Annotated in this window: 24 protein-coding genes; 5 read left to right on the top strand and 19 right to left on the bottom strand. The window is 47.2% G+C overall.

The window, feature by feature from the left end; all coding sequences use genetic code 11:
• Positions 1-320: 320 nt before the first annotated feature.
• From AACW30_RS22875 to AACW30_RS22965, 19 genes are all read right to left on the bottom strand, one after another.
• Positions 321-836, bottom strand: coding sequence for a GcrA family cell cycle regulator (locus AACW30_RS22875; RefSeq protein ID WP_200623494.1), 516 nt, complete (start codon positions 834-836; stop codon positions 321-323).
• A 78-nt stretch (positions 837-914) separates the two neighbouring features.
• Positions 915-1,163: a hypothetical protein gene (locus AACW30_RS22880; protein ID WP_200623495.1), complete on the bottom strand. Its 249-nt coding sequence runs from the start codon at positions 1,161-1,163 to the stop codon at positions 915-917.
• A gap of 106 nt (positions 1,164-1,269) precedes the next feature.
• Positions 1,270-1,605 (bottom strand): hypothetical protein, encoded by a 336-nt coding sequence (locus tag AACW30_RS22885; RefSeq protein ID WP_200623496.1) that lies wholly within the window; start codon positions 1,603-1,605, stop codon positions 1,270-1,272.
• An 83-nt stretch (positions 1,606-1,688) separates the two neighbouring features.
• Entirely contained in the window at positions 1,689-2,090 is a 402-nt protein-coding gene (locus AACW30_RS22890; protein ID WP_200623497.1) for a hypothetical protein, read from the bottom strand.
• Between the two features lie 79 nt (positions 2,091-2,169).
• Positions 2,170-3,450 carry a translesion error-prone DNA polymerase V subunit UmuC gene (gene umuC, locus AACW30_RS22895; protein ID WP_200623501.1) on the bottom strand — a complete coding sequence of 427 codons (1,281 nt, stop codon included), beginning with the start codon at positions 3,448-3,450 and terminating at the stop codon, positions 2,170-2,172.
• Positions 3,443-3,871 carry a LexA family protein gene (locus tag AACW30_RS22900; RefSeq protein WP_078470036.1) on the bottom strand — a complete coding sequence of 143 codons (429 nt, stop codon included), beginning with the start codon at positions 3,869-3,871 and terminating at the stop codon, positions 3,443-3,445. The genes umuC and AACW30_RS22900 overlap by 8 nt, the downstream gene beginning before the upstream one ends.
• 133 nt (positions 3,872-4,004) lie before the next feature.
• A complete protein-coding gene (locus tag AACW30_RS22905; RefSeq protein WP_200623502.1) occupies positions 4,005-4,877 on the bottom strand; it encodes a hypothetical protein in 873 nt (290 codons plus the stop codon).
• A gap of 127 nt (positions 4,878-5,004) precedes the next feature.
• Complete coding sequence (locus AACW30_RS22910) at positions 5,005-5,607, bottom strand: hypothetical protein (protein WP_200623503.1); 603 nt, start codon at positions 5,605-5,607, stop codon at positions 5,005-5,007.
• A gap of 105 nt (positions 5,608-5,712) precedes the next feature.
• Positions 5,713-6,408, bottom strand: coding sequence for a hypothetical protein (locus AACW30_RS22915; RefSeq protein ID WP_200623504.1), 696 nt, complete (start codon positions 6,406-6,408; stop codon positions 5,713-5,715).
• Between the two features lie 76 nt (positions 6,409-6,484).
• A complete protein-coding gene (locus tag AACW30_RS22920; RefSeq protein ID WP_200623505.1) occupies positions 6,485-7,654 on the bottom strand; it encodes a hypothetical protein in 1,170 nt (389 codons plus the stop codon).
• A gap of 122 nt (positions 7,655-7,776) precedes the next feature.
• Complete coding sequence (locus tag AACW30_RS22925; protein ID WP_155401157.1) at positions 7,777-7,953, bottom strand: hypothetical protein; 177 nt, start codon at positions 7,951-7,953, stop codon at positions 7,777-7,779.
• A 113-nt stretch (positions 7,954-8,066) separates the two neighbouring features.
• Positions 8,067-8,948, bottom strand: coding sequence for a hypothetical protein (locus AACW30_RS22930; RefSeq protein ID WP_042560809.1), 882 nt, complete (start codon positions 8,946-8,948; stop codon positions 8,067-8,069).
• A gap of 106 nt (positions 8,949-9,054) precedes the next feature.
• Positions 9,055-9,897, bottom strand: coding sequence for a hypothetical protein (locus tag AACW30_RS22935; RefSeq protein ID WP_042560808.1), 843 nt, complete (start codon positions 9,895-9,897; stop codon positions 9,055-9,057).
• 306 nt (positions 9,898-10,203) lie between these two features.
• Entirely contained in the window at positions 10,204-10,842 is a 639-nt protein-coding gene (locus tag AACW30_RS22940; protein WP_042560807.1) for a hypothetical protein, read from the bottom strand.
• Between the two features lie 17 nt (positions 10,843-10,859).
• On the bottom strand, positions 10,860-11,330 hold the full coding sequence (locus tag AACW30_RS22945) for a hypothetical protein (protein WP_042560806.1): 471 nt from the start codon (positions 11,328-11,330) through the stop codon (positions 10,860-10,862).
• 25 nt (positions 11,331-11,355) lie between these two features.
• Complete coding sequence (locus AACW30_RS22950; protein ID WP_042560805.1) at positions 11,356-11,598, bottom strand: hypothetical protein; 243 nt, start codon at positions 11,596-11,598, stop codon at positions 11,356-11,358.
• Positions 11,599-11,604: 6 nt separating this feature from the next.
• Complete coding sequence (locus tag AACW30_RS22955; RefSeq protein WP_155401156.1) at positions 11,605-12,111, bottom strand: hypothetical protein; 507 nt, start codon at positions 12,109-12,111, stop codon at positions 11,605-11,607.
• Between the two features lie 84 nt (positions 12,112-12,195).
• Positions 12,196-12,522: a hypothetical protein gene (locus AACW30_RS22960; RefSeq protein ID WP_042560803.1), complete on the bottom strand. Its 327-nt coding sequence runs from the start codon at positions 12,520-12,522 to the stop codon at positions 12,196-12,198.
• Between the two features lie 40 nt (positions 12,523-12,562).
• Complete coding sequence (locus tag AACW30_RS22965) at positions 12,563-12,862, bottom strand: hypothetical protein (protein ID WP_200623506.1); 300 nt, start codon at positions 12,860-12,862, stop codon at positions 12,563-12,565.
• Positions 12,863-13,046: 184 nt separating this feature from the next.
• On the opposite strand from AACW30_RS22965, the gene ppc reads away from it, so the two are divergent.
• The 5 genes from ppc (at position 13,047) to AACW30_RS22990 (ending at position 18,732) form a co-directional block, all read left to right on the top strand.
• Positions 13,047-15,692, top strand: coding sequence for a phosphoenolpyruvate carboxylase (gene ppc, locus AACW30_RS22970; RefSeq protein ID WP_200623508.1), 2,646 nt, complete (start codon positions 13,047-13,049; stop codon positions 15,690-15,692).
• 280 nt (positions 15,693-15,972) lie between these two features.
• Entirely contained in the window at positions 15,973-16,620 is a 648-nt protein-coding gene (adk, locus tag AACW30_RS22975) for an adenylate kinase (protein WP_106577196.1), read from the top strand.
• Positions 16,621-16,710: 90 nt separating this feature from the next.
• Positions 16,711-17,397: a tRNA (adenosine(37)-N6)-threonylcarbamoyltransferase complex dimerization subunit type 1 TsaB gene (gene tsaB / locus AACW30_RS22980; protein WP_106577195.1), complete on the top strand. Its 687-nt coding sequence runs from the start codon at positions 16,711-16,713 to the stop codon at positions 17,395-17,397.
• 160 nt (positions 17,398-17,557) lie between these two features.
• Entirely contained in the window at positions 17,558-17,872 is a 315-nt protein-coding gene (locus tag AACW30_RS22985; protein ID WP_200623510.1) for a hypothetical protein, read from the top strand.
• Entirely contained in the window at positions 17,872-18,732 is an 861-nt protein-coding gene (locus tag AACW30_RS22990; RefSeq protein ID WP_200623512.1) for a DUF72 domain-containing protein, read from the top strand. Before AACW30_RS22985 ends, AACW30_RS22990 begins: the two co-directional genes overlap by 1 nt.
• Positions 18,733-18,750: the final 18 nt, after the last annotated feature.

Raw genomic sequence — 18,750 nt, forward strand, 5'->3', positions numbered from 1 at the left:
TGTACTGGATGAGCTTGAAATTATGCTCATTGTAGTTAAATGCTTGTCTCACATCTTCTGTTAACCAGCGGGCTTTTCGCTTCATAGCGATGACGTGCGGGATTCTTGCCTTGTAGTTCTTTTTACAGTCAATCAACTGGGTGCTTAGGTATTTTGGAAATACGTTCACTGAGTAGTCATTAAATTCATTCGCTAACTTATCAACGTCTAACGTGTTCGTTTTTTTCATTGTGTAATTTGTGGTTCATTACTTTAATACTATCAAGCTTTCGTAATTTGTAAACGACATGCAATAAAAAACCAGCACTGGGCTGGATGATTTATTGAGTTTCTTTTTTCTTGGAGCGTTGTTTCTTTATTCCAGCTTCTTTTAACCTGTCTCTTATTGTTGATATTCCAGCTTTGAAAATTACAGAAAGCTGTCTTGCTGTCTTGTCTTGGACAATGAATAGCTCATAAAGTAATTCAGTTGGAAACTCTCTCTTTTCTACTGGCCCTTTGTCCCTTCTACATTTCAAATTGGCTTCTTTCAAAACGTGGTGAATGGATACCTTTGACCAACCTGTTCTTTCTTCTATCTCGCTTATCGTGCAATTCTGGACTACACAAAGGTTGATGATTTTCTTTGGATTGACTGGGGTTTTGTTTTTGAACCATATTCCCAGCTTCTTAATTCTTGCAATCATCACTTGTCTACTTACGCCAAACTCTCTTGCTATGCTGGCTATGCTAACGCCACTGTTATACAGTTTTTTGATTTTGGCATCTTCTTCTGGTGTTCTTTGTAGATACACCTTGCCTAATGACTTATTATTTTGTAACTGGGCTGGACACATTAACTACTCCTAAATAATTGTTATATGTATTCAGGTTAACATTTAATTGTTAAATGTGAAGAGGGTGATGAGGTTTTATTATTTAAATAGTTTCAGGTCTTCATCTGTGAAATTTCTTATTTCACCGCGAATGCTGTTATCAGTAGTATCTAAATAATTATTTTCTTCTTCAGTAAAGTCGCTGTCTAGCTGGTCGCATATTAAGATATTTAGAATTTCTTCAGCGGATAGCTCGCCACTTGATTCAATCCATTCTTTGCTTCTTTTGTATTTGCTAGGCTTTGTAATGACTATCTTGTAATCGTCTTTGTTTGCAGGTGTTTTCATATGTTCCTGAGTGGTTGGCTTGATTACATCATACCTCATAAATTTGATTGTCAAAAATTAGGCACAAAAAAACCAGCTCTAGGCTGGTCGTTTTATCGGGTGTTTCTTATTTGAGTGATTTGATTACGTCTGCTGTCAAAGCCTCTGTTAAATCACCTATGTTCTTTTTGCATTCAAGGATTTCAACAAACGTACCTGATTTGCAATCGTTGATTGATTTAGCTACTGCTGAGCTAGCGGCTCTAATTTCTTCTTCTGTATAGCCTGAATGGTTGGTTTTAAGGTTTGCTTTCACTTGTTCAACCAAAGCGGTGTATTCAGTATTTACTTGAACAGCTTGTGCTTCTGGAATGATGTTGAAGCTGGTTGGATTGCTGAATGCTGGTTCAGCGAAAGCGATGGTTGATACTGTCATCAAGATTAAAGTTGCTAATGTTTTCATTGTCTTCCTTTTGTTGTTTATATAATAAATACATTACTTCATATTTCTTAAATGTAAATAGGCAAGTATTAAAATATTATGTATTACTGAAAAGAAACCAGCACTTGGCTGGTTGTTTGTTCTTTTTCAATCAAAAATGAGTTTGTATTTGAACCTATTATCAAAACGGCTCCGTAAAGTATGAAAAGAGCCACAAACCTTGCTAGGTATTTTCCGATTGATTTTATTAGCAACTTAAAGTCAAAAACCTCTGGCATTTTGATTTTTGTGATTTCGTATCCGTTGCCTAGAAAGGTGTAATAAAACGCTCTTGCAGGTTGGTATAAAATTCCATATATTAAATATGCTGATGTTCCAACATATAAATGTATGAGTAGAACTGTCATTATGGCCTTTTGTAGAATATTTGGAGCATAACTAGTAAATGCGAAAGCTGTTAATCCAATTGTTGTTAATAACAATGTTTGTTTTATAAATTTGTTCATGGTTCCATTTTGTCATGTTTTTCTATATATATTACCTCTATATTGTTAAATGTAAATATTTTAGACGTTAAATAACTTATCAGCCCACCTTGACCTTCAATAGTTCTTTCCAGTTGGTTGTATACGCTGGGCTAAGGAATTCACGCTTCATGCCCCAAGACGATGATTCTGGTTCGATTGCAAACCTGAGCGTGCCAGCACCTTGAACCTTGTTAATTGAATCCATCAGTGTCATAAGCCGGTCGTTGTTTCTACGCTCTGGTTTAGCGAAAAGGTCGGGGATGTAGCCAGCTTTGGGCGTGAACTGGCTGAGCATGATTCCAGCCTTCGCATAAGGCGTGTTTGCCCGGTAGATCCGGGTCAGTCCAGCTTGTGCTGCTGCTATCAGCTCACGGGTATCATCAGTAGGCGATTCCAGCCCTATGATGGTGGCTTTGCTGTATGGGTTGTCATCAAACCTACTGGTCTGGATAAACACCTGCAGGCAACTGGTCAACATGCCTTCTTTCCTGAGCTTTACGGCTGCTTTTGCTGCGTATGATGCTACGGCCTGTCGAAGCTCTAACAGCTCGTAAACCCGCTTACCGAACATCCGTGTAGACGCTATGTTCTGCTTGGGTTCTGGTGACTCTTCCAGTCCAAAGCACACGGTGCCTTCAAGCTCGCGTGCCGTGCGTTCAATGTTGACGTTGAACATCTGGCGTAGTGATTTCTTGTCATACCGGGCTAGGTCAATGGCTTTGGTCACACCCATCAGTTCCAGTCGCTTTTGAGTCCGTGAGCCGCAACCCCACACTTCACCTACATCAGCAAAGGATAAGAGCTTGTTCTGACGTTCATCATCGAGGATGACCACCACGCTACCAGTCTTCGCTTTCCACTTTTTAGACGCCCAGTTGTTGAGCTTTGCGAGCGTCTTTGTCTTACCCACACCTACGCCCACGGGCATTCCTACCTGTTTGTAGATTTGGCTCTTAATTTCCAGACAAAGCTTTTCTAAGTCTTCATTAACGCCTGATAGGTCAATGAATGATTCGTCAATTGAATAAACTTCGTAAGCAGGAACGTATTGACTGATTACTTTTGTGACCCGATTTGATATGTCTTGATACAACGCATAATTTGAAGAGCAAACCCTTAACTGTTTACTTTCTACAAGGTGCTTGATTTCAAAGAAGGGTTGACCCATCTTCACACCTAACTTCTTACTAAGGTCATCACGGGCAACAACGGCACCATCATTGTTAGAAAGAACAACGGTTGCTTTACCTATCAATGTAGGATTAAAGATACGTTCACAGCTTACATAGCAAGCATGACAATCTACTAGCCCAAATACTTTATCAATTTTACTAGTCATGGAGTTTATGAAGATTCCACAAGACCACACCCCAAACCTCGGATTCTTCAAATTCTCCAATGACAATTGTTTCAAACGCTGGGTTAGCCGGTATCAGCACGGGTTTACCGTTGGCTATGCCGTAGGTCTTCACAGTGAATTCAGGGCCGATTCTGGCTACTACAACGCTTCCCACGCGGGGTTCTATGGCTCGATCAACCACCAGATAGTCACCATCGTAAACGCCTAGGCCGCTCATGCTGTCACCCCATGCTATGAGGATGAACAAGGATGGTTTCCCCACTCCACAAAGGTCATCGAGGCTCAACGGTGGCTCTGCGTATTCCTCTGCTGGTGAAGGGAAGCCACAAGCCGCACGGCCATGAACTGGTGCTTTGGCTGGGTTTAGAGCTGCTGAGAAGGGTATAGGTGGACTGAGCATGATGACTGACCATTGACTGTATGGGCATACAGTATCAGGTCTGGTGACTGGTTCAAGCGGGCCTGACGGTCGGCGGGGAGGGTAGACGTGAAAAAACCGCCTTAGCGGTTAGAGTTTGAAATTGTCGATAATCTTATTTTTCATTTGATTCACCTTCTACATTATTATCCTCATCAGTATCTTCTTCCTCTTCTTCCTCTTCTTCATCGTTTATCATGTCGTAAAATAATGCAAATCCAAAAATCATACTAATGGCAACGAAAAAGAATTTGCCCACTCCATTGAGGGATTCCCATGCTGATGGATACTCTGGAGTTAGCTTTTCAATTGTTGATTGAAAAATTTCCGTATCATTAACGCCTGATATAAGGCTTTTAATTATCAACTTTCTATGAAGCTCACAATTTATCTTTTCTTTAATGTTATCACCGTTACAAGGTGCGTATTCGTAAGCAACATAGGTAGCGGCTTGTTCCATATCAAAACGTAAACTCGATGTGCTTTCAGCGGCTGATATGTCAACACGTTTTAGTACCTTATCAACTAAAGCTTTTTTCTTAGCTTCTCTTTCTTTCTTTTCTTCAATATCATTAATGGTTAGTTTTTCCATCAAAGATTTAAATTCTTTATCAGTTCTTAATGAATAGAAGAATGACTCTAAACGATGAGAATTTGCATACTTCTCTTGGTCATCTTTCAAAGCAATGTATGAATTCTTAGTCATTTTGCCGTCTGATTTCATCTGGTGACAGAACCAGCTAAACCTGAATTCAGGGCGAGCAAATGAGCAACGTAGGAAGTTAATTTGTGCGGCTTCTGACTTGTCGATGGTGAACGCTTCACTGACGCTGATGTTGTGAAGGCCATTCGTTTTTAGGTCTAGGGAGTGTTTAGCTTTATCAACAATGACTGCTGATGTTACGTCTTGTGTTGCTATATAAGCTGATGAGCTTAAAGTAATTGTAGCGAATGTTGCTATGGCTATTACAAGTTTTGTTAATTTCATGTTTTCCTTTTGTTGTTTAGTTATATATCAAGTTACTACATAATTATAAAATGTAAATAGATAAGGGTGAATATTTTTAGTATTAAAGTGTTCAGGCGTAAAAAAACCAGCTACTAGCTGGCTTGATTCATTCTTTATACTGAGAGAGTAGTAACGCTTTTAAATATTCCAGTGAACTGTTCGCTATCAATTCCGCTTCGTCTTTTGTGAGGTCAATAGGAATGGTCAACGTCACGGCTTTATGGCTGCTTATAGGCAATGTGAACGTCTTTGTGGTTGGCTCTGCTGGTTCAGCCACTGGCTCAGGCTCAGAAGCGGTTACAGGCTCTTCCAATGGGGTAGGGCTGGTGTCTTCTTCATGACTGGTATATTCGGACTGGTTCAAGCCTAACCCTTCAAGAACGGCACGTTTCCCAGCGTTGATGAGTTTTTTTTCTAAACCTGCTTGGTTAGTTTTTTCAACAAGAAAAGAAATTGCACAAACTTCATCCATCCAAGCTTGTAACTTGACTTGAAGATTATCAAGTTCTAATGGCTTTGTAGCATTAGCTTGAATCTTCTCGTTCAAGAATTTTGATGTGTAGAAAAATATGCGATGTTTCTGTTTGCTGTTCGCTTTGTAGATGATTTGCTTTCTTCTAGAGTTAAGCGTGATGTATTGCTGTGCTGTTCCTTCGATTATTATTTTTCCATCGAATGGGCAAAGATTTAAGTTTATTGTTCCGAGCATGTATGCACCTTTTTAGTTAGTTGCTATCAAGGTAGCATTTAATTCTTAAATGTAAATAGAGTCTGCGATAATTTATTGATATATTCTAAAAGAAGAAAACCAGCATTACGCTGGCTTCTTGATGAGTTTCCTGATTACCCAAGGTTGAATGATTAACCACCAGACGGGTAGGGCCATAGATAGAGGTGCTGCTAATGGGGATTCCATAACCATTTTGAAGTCAGCTTCAAGAAGTATCATGAAGGGAAATAATTGACAGAAGACCATCAGAATTTGGATTAAACCAACCTTGTTCTGATAGCTATCTTCTAACCTTTCAAATCTACCCATTTCATAGCGTTCACTATTCTCCAGCTCTTCATACTCGTCTTGGGTGATTTCAGCGAGCTTATAGACGTTGGTAATCTTGTGCATGAAGTCAGCGTAAGACTCGACGGCGTAGGGCTTTCCGTTGCCGCTCTCGGCGTTGTTGACGATGACAAGCTCATACTCATCAAATTCAGTCACCTTGCTCATGCTGGCCGTGATGGCTTCACGCAAAGCGTTTATTCTGTTGATTTCGGAATTGATAGTTTTACGATTGAAGATACTTTTAGCATCAGTCTCCCAATCTTTAAGCTCTTTATCCAGTAAAGCTTTTTCTCTGGTAAGGTGGTTCAAGGCTTTCTTTGTCGTAACAGCTTCAATGCCGTAGTAGCTAGCAACCGTACCTTTGAATACTTCTTTTGGTTCTTCTGACCAGAATTTGTTTTTAGCGTAAATGAATTCTCTGTCTTCTGCGTTCTTATCTCTTATGTTCATAGTAAATAAAGATGTTGTTTATTAAATCATAACAAATAATTCTTAAATGTAAATGATTGAGCATTGAATTGTTTTGTTAGCTCATTTCCTTTAGTTTCTTTACAAGGTCATAAAGCTTATCTGTTTCTAACTCTATTTCATAAAGTGAGTTGACGGTCTTTGTGATGTGTTCTTTTGCTGAATCGCTGAACTCAACCATTGAGCAACATTCAAACTTGCGTCCATTGCCTAGCTCTAATAGAAACCATCTGTTGTATTCAGCACTTGCCCTAATGGTTATGTCATAGAAATCCGTATTGAGGTAATCTTTCAAAAGCTCTACTGAAAATAACATTGCTTCGCTCGGTGTCATGCTGGCTGTCATATGCTTCAATGACGTTACATCTAAGCTCATTTCTATCATCATTCTCAGATTATTAGCTTTGTCTGAATCGCCTTGTAAATCGCTGAAATCGAAAAGGTATCCGCTGATTGGATATTCTTTTGTGAGCTGTTCAAAAATGAATTTGTGGTTATCGTCTTCGCCAATCAAATAGTATTTATCATCCTTGGCGATTATCTTTAATCGACTATTTGAATTACTGGTGTTAGCGTCAAGCAAGAAATCAAAACAATGCTCATACCTGTTTATCAAAATTTCATAGAAGTCTCTGTTGTGTGTGAAATTCTTGGAATTGAAATTTTCTGGTTTGAAAATCAACCTGCGAAAACCTACTGTGTCATTCATCATGTCATAGAAAATACCAGATTCAACCATACGCTTTAAGGCGTCTACCTCATCCTTATGAACGTAGTTCAATATAAGGTTCAAATACTCATCGGCTTCATCCGCTACATTCTTCCATTGAGCATGAACAGTTTCAAGCTCTGGAAGTATCAAAGCCGTTAGCTCTTCACCAGAATAGCTTTTGAGTTTTCTAAGTAGGGGGTTAAATGCTGATGCAGCATCATCGTAGTTGTTGAGGAATTTCACAAAGAAAGAAGAATGATGCAACTTGGAGTATTCAGTTTTAATTTCTGGCGTGAAATTGGTTGATTGCTTGTCTATCAAGCTGTTTATGTGTAGCTGTATCTCATTAGTCAGTATCAAGACGAATGTGGCTATCTCAACTTTTCTATCAGTATCAGTGCCAGCTTTCCCTGATACCTTCTTAATCAATACCTTGTTTCTAGCTACGGCTTTGTGTGCTTCCTTGAATTTTGATTGACTGACGATAATTTGCATTATCTCTAATAGTGTATTCATGTCGTTAAACGTTGTTGTTAATATTCATTCTATCACTGAGTTATTAAATGTAAATGTAGAAGGTGTAAATTGACATGCACAAAAAAACCAGCTCTTGGCTGGCCTGTTGTTATTTTCTTGATTTAGCGGTTGAACTCAATCTTTGTATCTCTCATGTCCGTTCTGTCATTTACAGTAGCTTCCATTGCACCCATTGCCAATATTGCTACAAAAACGATTGCTGTTGCTATGATTACGCCATCTTTCAATTTGTTCAATGATTTGCTGAAAGCGGTTTCTTTTAGTGTTAAGTCCTTCATGTTATTTCCGTTGTTAGTTAATAACAACATATCAAGCATTTCTTAAATGTAAATAGTTTTTAGTAAATATTTTTGTTGAGGCGAAAAAAAACCAGCTTGCGGCTGGTTGATTATCACATCTTGGGTTTATGCTTGTTTTGTTTGACTTCTCGCAAGTCATTTTGGAATTTGCCAGCATCTATACCTTTCAGGCTCAATTTATCTTGTAGAAGCTGTAAGCTCTTCTCATCAAATCCCTTAGCGATTTTGAGCATTTCCGGCTTGCTCATGGTGTTCTTCTGGTAAACGTCCACCAACGCTATTGCACGGGCACCCTTGATAGCGTCCATGAAGGTCTTATCAATCTTGGCATCAGTGAACCTTGCACGGCCTTCAATCTTCGCCATAAGGTCATCAATCGTTCTGGTCTGTCCATCTTCTGTTGAAGTCGTGCCTGAATACCCAATTGGGTTCTTGTCGGCGTCTAGGACATAGAGCCTTAAATTCTTCCCACTGCTAGGTTTTACCTGCAGGTCATAGCCCATCGCTTCTATCTGTTCAACCAGTAGGTTTTTCTCATGAACAGCAGAAGGGTATCTAACGCCAGTCAGGTTGGGTGAGTATTCGTGAACGCTCTTGCCGTAGACCTTCAATTCTTTGTCTAAGATGTGGTTGGTAGCGGCATTGAATTTAGCCATGATGGTGTGTGCCATCGCTGCTTGTGGTCTGTCAGTGGCTAGCGTATGAGCAACAGCTTTGAGCAACAGACCCTGAGTCGCATAGTAAAGGTAACTATCCGATTTAATCCCATCGGTGGATGTACCGGCTAGGTGCTGTCTAACCTCGCTGATACGTTGATTGAAGCTTTCGCCACGGAACTGATGGAAGTTGACCCTTTCACCATCCTCAATCAAATGTAGTCTGTTCCAGCCACCACTGGAGCTGGTAGCTTGTATCGTATAGCCTAAGCTTTCTATGTCTTTGACAAATTCATAGTTTTTTTCAGTTATAGCCATAATTCTCCTTTTAAGATGTTTATGAGAATAGATTAGCATTTTGTAGATGATTATCAACACACTATAATACTAAGGCTATAAGTGAGATTAACCAGCACTTGGCTGGTTATGGTTTTGTAATTGTTGATTTGTTCTTCTTTGTAGGTTCTTCATCAGCTTTGATGGTTTCAAGCATTGACTGATAAAGGCGTGTGGCTGGTTCATAGCTCATGTGTTCGTTCTTAATTTTCTCAAAGAAAGCCTTGTCTTTGATGAGCGTTGAGATTTCATAACCACCACCTAAATTGTTCACTAGGTCTACTGAGGTGTTGCCATGCGTCAATATTGCTTTGCATGGATTGATTAGCATGTTGTGTTCATAACGCCAGTCATTGAGCTTTTCGGTGTCTGTAAACACTAACTTGATGTTGTCATACCCATTGCCCATTTCATTGAAGATTGTCTTCAAATGCTTGCCTTCAAGCATTTCTGGTTGGATTGGTTGTTTGGTGTAGTAGAAATAATCATGCACCAACGTTTCAGCCATATCTTTAAAGTGGCTAATGTTCCTGTTGAAATAGTTGACTTGCTTGTCTGTGCAACCCACTTCTTTCAAGAACGTGGCCGCTTGACCTGAAACTAGGTCGAAATTGTCAAAGACGTTTTCTTTGATTTTCATGAAGTCTACGTTGACTTCAATATCTTTTTTGAAAAGTGTGCTGTAAATGGATTTGAATACGTTGTCTGAGAACGTTACTTTGTTCTTTTGTATGAAGTCATACATTTCCTGACCGTTCGTCTTTCCAAACATAAACATAAAGTTTGAACCCAGTTCTGCGACTGACTCAAAATTCATTTTGTCATTGATTAGATGGCCGTGCGTCTTCTTGATACTTTCTGCTGTTTCATTGTGTTTGTGTTTTGTGTATAGATTTAAGAATATCTCTTCTTTCTGGCTTAATCTGTCCATGCTTATCAAATTGTTCATCTACTAGTATTATAATGTATAAATAACCAATTACAATAAAGATGGATTATTTATTTGACAAAGTTAATTGCTTTGATAAGATGATTGTGAGGGTGACATGTTTATTTAATTTATTGATAATCTTTCTTAATCCTTTCACTCTCATCTGACATAATGTTTAATAGTGCCAATGTTTACTTTTGTAGTTAGTTGCACAAAACCCCATCTTAATAGTTATGTGGGGTTTTTTGCTTCAGGCACAAAAAAGCCCCGGTCAAAGGGGCTTTGTTGTCTCTGATAGACACAAGGTCAAATCAGGTAACACGCTCGGTTGAATGCCATCGTTGCCAAGTCATGAAGGTCAGTGCCTTGAAGCTTCACTTGAAGGCGGGAAAGCTGGCTGTAACACCTCACACTGATGATTTCAGCCGATGTTTTCACTTCTGCATTCACCAGTAGCTCAAAGGCCGATTTCAGCTCTTGCTGAGTCTCTGTTGACGTTTGGTCATGGTCATACGCTTCTATCACCAGTACCGCTTTTTTCAGTGCTTCTAGGGATTCTGGTTCATTCCAGCCAATGGCCTTGGGGTATGCCTTCATCGCCAGTTCTACGGCCTTACGGCTACCCGTGCTGGTAGATGACTCACTGAACAGCACAAGCTTTAATACCTCAGTCAGCTCCTTTTCCATGTGAGGCACGAACAAGGCCCGCATGAAGATAGAGTATGGTGCAAAGCTCCCTTTGCTCAGAAACGTCTTGTAGGAACGTGAGTGGCTTGGGTTCACTGCCTTACCAGCAATAGCTTCTGCAATGGTCTTTTTCAGACCGGGCTTCTGCTTCTCAGTAGCAATGTTGTGAAGACGGCGTATCTCGCTTGAATAGCGTGAATTCCAGTAGGCCCGCTTGAGAAGGTCGTCCACCTGACCTTTGAAATCCTTATCTAACATTTCTCTGACCTTCCATATCAGTCGTTTTTTTCGTCAGTCATCATTGAAAATGACGTGGCTTCAAGTTCGTTTTCTTTATCGCCATAAAGACGGTAAGCTTCAATTGTTCTGTATTCTATATTGTTGATTGTAATTATTTTGTTTTCTGCAGCTTCGTCTCTAATGTTGTTTTCAATGCTTTCATGAAGTCCAAGATGTATAATTGATGACGGTTTAGCAAACACATCAAGGCATTTCCCGAAGAATGGCATATCATACTCATGCTCGAAAGGTTCGCCGCCTTCACCCTGTATTTTTCTAATAGTAGTTAGGGCTTTGTAAATCTCTTTGTCTAGCATAAGCTCATTGATGAGAATTTCTTTGCAGATTTCTTCTAAAGGCTCTACAAATTCTTGCAGGTCGTCATAGCGGGCATGTAAGCCTACCGCTTCATCAACCCTGATTTTGATGGCCGCTGCTCTTTCTGCATAATTCGTAATGTCAGTCATTTAACTAATCCATTAATGCTTGAATTCAGTCTTTCTGTGAATTTAGCTTGTTAATTTTCTGCTGTTCTTCCAGCTTCTTTCTTTGAAGCCAAAGCCCTAAGAATGAACTGTCATGTGTGGTAAGTATCACAATCAATGAAGTGATGCTTGCACCAGCAAATACGATGATGATTCCCCATTCATCATTTCGCGGCATACCCTTACTGAACATCAGCCAAGCTAGGGTTCCAAGTGAAGCAATGTTGAACAATATGGCTAAGGCTTTCATCAACAATTATCCTTTTGTCTTCGTGTATTGCTGCATTGCAATGGCAAGCGGCTTAGAGATTTCTTCGTCTGGTTCTTCCATCTTGTTTAGGAAGAAACGCTTAGTCATTGACTGGTGAATTCTCATGAGGTCATCAAAGAATGATACAGCTTCATGGATATTCATTGTCACACCATTGATGGTGACTTCATGTTTAGCGTCTAGATTTTCGGCGTACAAGCTGGTCAGAATCTGGCCCGGATTGAGCAAAGCACAATGGACTATGATTTTTCCATACATGTCTGACTCATGCCAGTTGAGCTTGTTTTCTGCATTGGTGTAGATTTCCAAAAGCTGTTTTGCAGCGTTAACAGCTTGTTCATGAATTTCGGACGTGGGCAATGATGAAGCTATTTCATTGAAAAGCTCTTGAAGCGTCGAATCAATTTTTTTCGATATGGCTTCACGGTTTTCACCACTACCAACCATTTTCTTGATGTTGGCTATCTGCAATTCTTTCATCAGGAATGTCACAACCAGCTCCATAAAAAAGCCCCAGTCTAAAGGGGCTTGGTCGATCCTCGTTCGGGCGGATCATGGCAAATTGACACGTCTTTGTCAGTCTCCAGTCGTCAATTGCTTGGCTATTTTCTGTTCAGCACTGACGAAAGCCGGGGTTCGTCCAGCGTCTGCATAGACTGGTTCGCCTTCCTCGATCCTGATGACCTCGGCACCTTGCACGTATGGCATAGCCGATTCTGCTTCCTTTATAGAGCAAGCCAGTAGGTCAGCTATGACCGTTGATTCTGGAAGCTTGTAGACCTCGGAAAATGCCTTGATTTTCACCAGATCCGAACGGTGCAAGGCAACCGGGACTGTTACCAAATCCTGTGCCTCTGCTGCGTTCCTATCCCAGTCTTCAAGCAAATCTCTAAACCTGTTCATGTCTACCTCAATTTAGGCTAAAAGCCACAATCCACGCGGGTTACGCCCGGTTTTGCATTTTTCCTATTGCGTGCTCGCTATCTTCGTACAGAGGGTCACCCTCTTCGTCGGTGGCAATCACGTGCTGGCCCTTGACGTAGGGAAAGCTCGCTTCCAGCTCTTCAAGGGCGGCGCCGATCAGCTCGCCGAGCAGTTCTTCGGTGTGGCGCTTGGGGTACATCTCGGCAATGGCGGCCAGCCGTGCAGCAGACTCCACATCCAGATGAATCGCGTATTCGGTCTTGGTCAAGCGACCCGTGGCGTTCTCTTCCCAATGCTGGGCCAGTTCTCGAATCTTCATGGCAACCTCAATGAGCCCGCAGTAGCAGGCGGTGATGAGTGTCCGGCCGCCAGCGCGGATAACGCGGCGACTCACTGTTGAGACTAGCTGCAACTCACAAGGTTTAAAGTGTCTTGTCAGAAACCGACGCGGGCGGCACTCTGGAACACCTGCGCGTCCCGGATTTCTGGCTGGAGATTGGCTGATGAGTGATATCGATGCACGCTTGCGTGAGGATGTTCACCTGCTGGGTGAGCTGTTGGGCAACACCATTCGAGAGCAGTACGGCGACGACTTTCTCGACAAGATCGAGCAGATCCGCAAAGGCGCCAAGGCCGACCGCCGTGGAGCCGTCGCCGAGCAAGCCGCCGGCGAGGAACTGAGCGCCAGCTTGAACCAATTGCAGGAAAACGAACTGCTGCCCGTGGCGCGGGCCTTCAACCAGTTCCTCAACCTGGCCAACATTGCCGAGCAATACCAACTGATCCACCGGCGCGATGAGTCGCAACCGGCACCGTTCGAATCCCGTGTGTTGCCCGAGCTGCTGGCCCGCCTGCAAAGCGAAGGTCACAGCAACGAGTCGCTGGCCCGCCAGTTGGCGCGGCTGGAGATTGAACTGGTCCTCACTGCCCACCCGACCGAAGTGGCGCGGCGCACCCTCATTCAGAAATACGATGCGATTGCCGCGCAACTGGCGCTGCAGGACCACCGCGACCTCACCAGTGCCGAGCGCGAACAGATCCGTGAACGCCTGCAACGACTGATCGCCGAAGCCTGGCACACCGAAGAAATCCGCCGCGTACGGCCCACCCCGGTGGACGAAGCAAAATGGGGCTTTGCGGTGATCGAGCATTCGCTGTGGCACGCCATCCCCAACTACTTGCGCAAAGCCGACCATGCCTTGCACGCCGCCACCGGCCTGCACCTGCCGCTGGAGGCAGCGCCGATTCGCTTTGCTTCGTGGATGGGCGGCGACCGTGACGGCAACCCGAATGTCACCGCGCCGGTGACCCGTGAAGTGCTGTTGCTGGCGCGCTGGATGGCGGCGGACCTGTACCTGCGCGACATTGATCACCTGGCGTCCGAGCTGTCGATGCAACAGGCCAGCCCGGCGTTGCAGGCCAAGGTGGGCGACAGCATCGAGCCCTATCGCGCCTTGCTCAAGCAACTGCGCGAACGTCTGCGCGCCACGCGCCAATGGGCGCACACCTCGCTGACCGCCAACACCCCGGCGCCGGCCGAAGTGTTGCAGAACAACCGTGACCTGCTGGACCCGCTGGAGTTGTGTTATCAGTCGCTGCACGAGTGCGGCATGGGCGTGATCGCCGATGGCCCGTTGCTCGACTGCCTGCGCCGTGCGGTGACCTTTGGCCTGTTTTTGGTACGCCTGGACGTGCGCCAGGATTCCAGCCGGCATTCGTCGGCCATGACCGAAATCACCGATTACCTGGGCCTGGGTCGTTATGAAGACTGGGACGAAGAGGCGCGCATCAGTTTCCTGACCCAGGAGCTGACCAATCGCCGACCGCTGCTGCCGGGCTACTTCAAACCGTCGGCGGACACGGCCGAGGTGTTGAACACCTGCAAGGAAATCGCCGCCGCGCCGGCTGCGTCGCTGGGCTCGTATGTCATCTCGATGGCAGGCGCCGCCTCCGATGTGCTGGCGGTGCAGCTGCTGCTTAAAGAGTCGGGCGTGCAGCGGCCGATGCGAGTGGTGCCGCTGTTCGAAACCCTGGCCGACCTGGATAACGCCGGGCCGGTGATGGAAACCCTGCTGCAATTGCCGGGCTATCGCGCGCGGTTGCAAGGCCCGCAGGAAGTCATGATTGGCTACTCGGACTCCGCCAAGGATGCCGGCACCACTGCCGCCGCCTGGGCACAGTACCGGGCACAGGAACGTTTGGTGGATATCTGCCGCGAACAACAGGTGGAGTTGCTGTTGTTCCACGGTCGCGGCGGCACCGTCGGCCGTGGCGGCGGCCCGGCGCATGCGGCGATCCTGTCGCAGCCGCCAGGCTCGGTAGCGGGGCGTTTCCGTACCACCGAGCAAGGCGAAATGATCCGCTTCAAGTTCGGCTTGCCGGACATCGCTGAGCAGAACCTCAACCTCTACCTGGCCGCCGTATTGGAAGCCACGCTGTTGCCACCGCCACCACCGGAGCCTGCCTGGCGCCATTTGATGGATGAATTGGCGGCAGACGGTGTCAGCGCCTACCGCGCCGTAGTGCGGGAAAATCCGCAGTTCGTCGAGTACTTTCGCCAGTCCACGCCAGAGCAGGAGCTCGGCCGCTTGCCGCTCGGCAGTCGCCCGGCCAAGCGCCGCGCGGGCGGGATCGAAAGCCTGCGGGCCATTCCATGGATCTTCGGCTGGACCCAAACCCGCCTGATGCTGCCTGCGTGGCTAGGCTGGGAAGCAGCGCTGAGCAAGGCCCTGGAGCGTGGTGAAGGCGAGCTGCTGGGGCAGATGCGCGAGCAATGGCCGTTCTTCCGCACGCGCATCGACATGCTGGAGATGGTGCTGGCCAAGGCCGATGCCGATATTGCCCGCCTGTATGACGAGCGTCTGGTGCAACCGGACCTGCTGCCGTTGGGTGCGCACTTACGCGACCTATTGTCGCAGGCGTGCAGCGTGGTGCTTGGCCTGACTGGCCAGTCGCAACTGCTGGCCCATAGCCCGGACACACTTGAGTTCATCCGTCTGCGCAACACCTACCTCGACCCGTTGCACTTGTTGCAGGCCGAGTTGCTGGCGCGCTCACGTGAGCAGGAGGCCGCACAGGACAGCCCTCTGGAACAGGCGCTGCTGGTGTCTGTGGCCGGTATTGCCGCCGGTTTGCGCAACACCGGTTAAGGTTTTCTGCGTGTTCTCAACGGCTTGCAGATAAACCATGACGACCGCCCCGAAAAGGGCGGTCGGCGTTTGCGGGGCAAGGTTGCACTCAGGCACACCCGACCTGTGACGCATGCCGGGCGTGGGTTCCTGCGACTTTCGGCGGCTTGTATGGATAGAGCCCGCTGTGTATCTTGATCAGCCTTTGGCCGTTTCATCGGCCTAGACCCATATTTTTACGAGATTGGCCCCACGCGGCGAATCCGAGCGTCATCTCTATAAAAAATTGAGGAGCACATCGATGCGCGTCATTCTGCTGGGAGCTCCCGGGGCCGGTAAAGGTACTCAGGCAAAGTTCATCACTGAAAAATTCGGCATTCCACAAATCTCCACCGGCGACATGCTGCGCGCGGCCGTCAAGGCCGGCACCGAGCTGGGCCTGATCGCAAAAAGCGTGATGGACAGCGGCGGCCTGGTTTCCGATGACCTGATCATCAACCTGGTCAAGGAACGCATCAGCCAGGAAGACTGCAAGAACGGCTTCCTGTTCGACGGTTTCCCACGCACCATTCCCCAGGCCGAAGCCTTGGTGAAAGCCGGCGTAGAGCTGGATGCCGTGGTTGAAATCGCAGTTGAAGACGAAGAAATCGTCCAGCGTATCGCTGGCCGTCGTGTTCACGAAGCCTCGGGCCGCGTTTACCACATCGTCTACAACCCGCCTAAAGTGGCTGGCAAGGACGATGTCACCGGCGACGACCTGGTGCAGCGTAAAGACGACACTGAAGAAACCGTGCGTCATCGCCTGTCGGTCTACCATTCGCAGACCAAGCCGCTGGTGGATTTCTACCAGAAGTTGTCTGCCGCCCACGGCAAGCCGAAGTACAGCCATATCCCTGGCGTCGGCTCCGTAGAAGCCATCACCGCCAAGGTGCTGCAAGCGTTGAGCTGATCCATCGATCGGCTTCACTGACAACGGCCCGCTTGCGGGCCGTTGTTGTTTATACTGGCGCACTTTTTTTCGACTTGGACACCTACACCCATGAGCACCCTGCTGGCCCTGGACACCGCGACTGAAGCTTGCTCCGTTGCCTTGCTGCACGATGGCAAGGTAACGAGCCACTACGAGGTGATCCCGCGCCTGCATGCGCAGAAGCTGTTGCCGATGATCAAGCAGCTGCTTGAGGACGCGGGCACCACGCTCTCTGCCGTCGATGCCATTGCCTTTGGCCGTGGCCCGGGTGCGTTCACCGGTGTGCGGATTGCCATCGGCGTGGTCCAGGGCCTGGCCTTTGCGTTGGAGCGTCCGGTATTGCCGGTCTCCAACCTGGCAGTACTGGCCCAGCGCGCCTTGCGTGAACACGGCGCGTCGCAAGTCGCCGCGGCCATCGACGCGCGCATGGACGAAGTCTATTGGGGCTGCTACCGCGAGCACGCTGGTGAAATGCGCCTGGTGGGCGTGGAAGCAGTGCAATCGCCGCAGTCCTCTGTGTTGCCGGCCGATGCCAGCGGTGACTGGTTCGGTGCCGGCACTGGCTGGGGTTATGGCGAGCGCATTGGCGTGAAACTGGCGGGCCAGGACGCTGGGATGTTGCCTCATGCCCAGGACTTGCTGACGCTGGCACGCTTCGCTTTCGAGCGTGGCGAAGCGATTCCGGCTGATCAGGCGGCGCCGGTCTACCTGCGCGATAAGGTCGCGCAGACCAAGGCTGAACGCGGGATTATTTGACGTCAAAAATGATGGAGATGTGGGGCAAATTTCGCCAATCGTCAGAATTTGCCCGCGTTTTTAAACCTTTTACAAATTATGTGTTCTAGTTATCACCAGAGCATTTGCGCACCACGGAAAGTGCCGCTAAATTGCCATCATTGATACCGAGTCTGCATGTATGCGTATAGACGGCTTCTCCTCACAGTCCTACCCCCTCAAACGTAAGCCGCGCAAGGCGAACGTGACGGTAGACGATTCCGTCGAGGATTCGCCGGACTTCATCGAGATCCAATCCGAGTCGCATGCCAGTTCTCATTCCAGCGCCCAAGGTTCAGCCGGCGCGCGTATCAGCGGTCTTCCCGCGCGTCAGCAAGACATGGTCTTCCCTCGCTCCATGAGCAAAAGCGTTGCTACCGCTCTGGCCAGCTACCTGACCACTGCCGGCTTTGTCGAATGGGATATGGAAGTGCTGGGTCTCGACATCCATATCTGATGCGTCTGCCTTACTTTATCGGTTGCCCGTCCTGGAGTGAAAACGCCTGGCGCGAGTACCTGTACCCAGCCGACGCCCGCGCCAGCGATTACCTTTCGCTGTATACCCAAGTCTTCAACGCCGTTGAAGGCAACACCACGTTTTATGCCCGACCCTCGGCCGCCACCGTGCAGCGCTGGGCTGAAGTCATGCCCGCGGATTTTCGCTTCACCGCCAAATTCCCCGGCGATATCAGCCACAGTGGCGATCTGCTTGAACAGTTGCCGGCAGCGCAAAGTTTTGTCGGCTTGATGAGCCCATTGGGTGAGCGTGTTGCGCCGCTGTGGTTACAACTGCCGGCGAGCTTTTCGCCACAACGCCTCGGTGAACTGGCCGGTTTTATTGATGGACTGGAACGCCCGCTGGCGGTGGAAGTGCGCCATCAGGCGTTCTTCGCCAAGGGCGATGACGAGCGCAGCCTCAACCGTCTGCTGCGTGACCGTGGCGTCGAGCGGATCTGCCTCGACCCGCGTGCTTTGTTCAGTTGCACCTCTACCTCAGCCGCCGTGCTGCACGCCCAGTCGAAGAAACCCAAGGTGCCGCCGCGCCCGGCCGCGCTGACGCTGTTTCCCCAAGTGCGTTTCATTGGCCATCCGGAGCTGGAAGCCAACGACCCGTTCCTGGTGCCGTGGGTGGAAAAAGTCGCCACTTGGATCGAGGAAGGGCGCACGCCGTATGTGTTTCTGCACACCTCGGATAACCGCCTCGCCGCGCAACTGGCGCTGCGTTTTCATCAACAGCTGATGGTGCGTTTGCCGGGCCTGCCGCCGCTGCCGACCTTGCATCGAGAACCCGCAGCGGAGCAACTGGGGTTACTCTAAGGCTCCTTTTTCCGCCAG

The organism is Pseudomonas sp. MF6747, assembly GCF_963890955.1.
In the GTDB taxonomy this organism is placed as follows: Bacteria; Pseudomonadota; Gammaproteobacteria; order Pseudomonadales; family Pseudomonadaceae; genus Aquipseudomonas.

Excerpts from the sequence above, each read along its gene's own strand:
- AACW30_RS22985 (WP_200623510.1), top strand. The coding sequence starts at position 17,558 with ATGCGTATAGACGGCTTCTCCTCACAGTCCTACCCCCTCAAACGTAAG.
- ppc (WP_200623508.1), top strand. The coding sequence starts at position 13,047 with ATGAGTGATATCGATGCACGCTTGCGTGAGGATGTTCACCTGCTGGGT.
- AACW30_RS22960 (WP_042560803.1), bottom strand. The coding sequence starts at position 12,522 with ATGAACAGGTTTAGAGATTTGCTTGAAGACTGGGATAGGAACGCAGCA.
- AACW30_RS22910 (WP_200623503.1), bottom strand. The coding sequence starts at position 5,607 with ATGCTCGGAACAATAAACTTAAATCTTTGCCCATTCGATGGAAAAATA.
- AACW30_RS22880 (WP_200623495.1), bottom strand. The coding sequence starts at position 1,163 with ATGAAAACACCTGCAAACAAAGACGATTACAAGATAGTCATTACAAAG.
- AACW30_RS22875 (WP_200623494.1), bottom strand. The coding sequence starts at position 836 with ATGTGTCCAGCCCAGTTACAAAATAATAAGTCATTAGGCAAGGTGTAT.
- AACW30_RS22900 (WP_078470036.1), bottom strand. The coding sequence starts at position 3,871 with ATGCTCAGTCCACCTATACCCTTCTCAGCAGCTCTAAACCCAGCCAAA.
- AACW30_RS22965 (WP_200623506.1), bottom strand. The coding sequence starts at position 12,862 with ATGAAGATTCGAGAACTGGCCCAGCATTGGGAAGAGAACGCCACGGGT.
- AACW30_RS22915 (WP_200623504.1), bottom strand. The coding sequence starts at position 6,408 with ATGAACATAAGAGATAAGAACGCAGAAGACAGAGAATTCATTTACGCT.
- AACW30_RS22890 (WP_200623497.1), bottom strand. The coding sequence starts at position 2,090 with ATGAACAAATTTATAAAACAAACATTGTTATTAACAACAATTGGATTA.
- adk (WP_106577196.1), top strand. The coding sequence starts at position 15,973 with ATGCGCGTCATTCTGCTGGGAGCTCCCGGGGCCGGTAAAGGTACTCAG.
- AACW30_RS22935 (WP_042560808.1), bottom strand. The coding sequence starts at position 9,897 with ATGGACAGATTAAGCCAGAAAGAAGAGATATTCTTAAATCTATACACA.
- AACW30_RS22990 (WP_200623512.1), top strand. The coding sequence starts at position 17,872 with ATGCGTCTGCCTTACTTTATCGGTTGCCCGTCCTGGAGTGAAAACGCC.
- tsaB (WP_106577195.1), top strand. The coding sequence starts at position 16,711 with ATGAGCACCCTGCTGGCCCTGGACACCGCGACTGAAGCTTGCTCCGTT.
- AACW30_RS22885 (WP_200623496.1), bottom strand. The coding sequence starts at position 1,605 with ATGAAAACATTAGCAACTTTAATCTTGATGACAGTATCAACCATCGCT.
- AACW30_RS22950 (WP_042560805.1), bottom strand. The coding sequence starts at position 11,598 with ATGAAAGCCTTAGCCATATTGTTCAACATTGCTTCACTTGGAACCCTA.
- AACW30_RS22930 (WP_042560809.1), bottom strand. The coding sequence starts at position 8,948 with ATGGCTATAACTGAAAAAAACTATGAATTTGTCAAAGACATAGAAAGC.
- AACW30_RS22925 (WP_155401157.1), bottom strand. The coding sequence starts at position 7,953 with ATGAAGGACTTAACACTAAAAGAAACCGCTTTCAGCAAATCATTGAAC.
- AACW30_RS22940 (WP_042560807.1), bottom strand. The coding sequence starts at position 10,842 with ATGTTAGATAAGGATTTCAAAGGTCAGGTGGACGACCTTCTCAAGCGG.
- AACW30_RS22905 (WP_200623502.1), bottom strand. The coding sequence starts at position 4,877 with ATGAAATTAACAAAACTTGTAATAGCCATAGCAACATTCGCTACAATT.
- umuC (WP_200623501.1), bottom strand. The coding sequence starts at position 3,450 with ATGACTAGTAAAATTGATAAAGTATTTGGGCTAGTAGATTGTCATGCT.
- AACW30_RS22920 (WP_200623505.1), bottom strand. The coding sequence starts at position 7,654 with ATGAATACACTATTAGAGATAATGCAAATTATCGTCAGTCAATCAAAA.
- AACW30_RS22945 (WP_042560806.1), bottom strand. The coding sequence starts at position 11,330 with ATGACTGACATTACGAATTATGCAGAAAGAGCAGCGGCCATCAAAATC.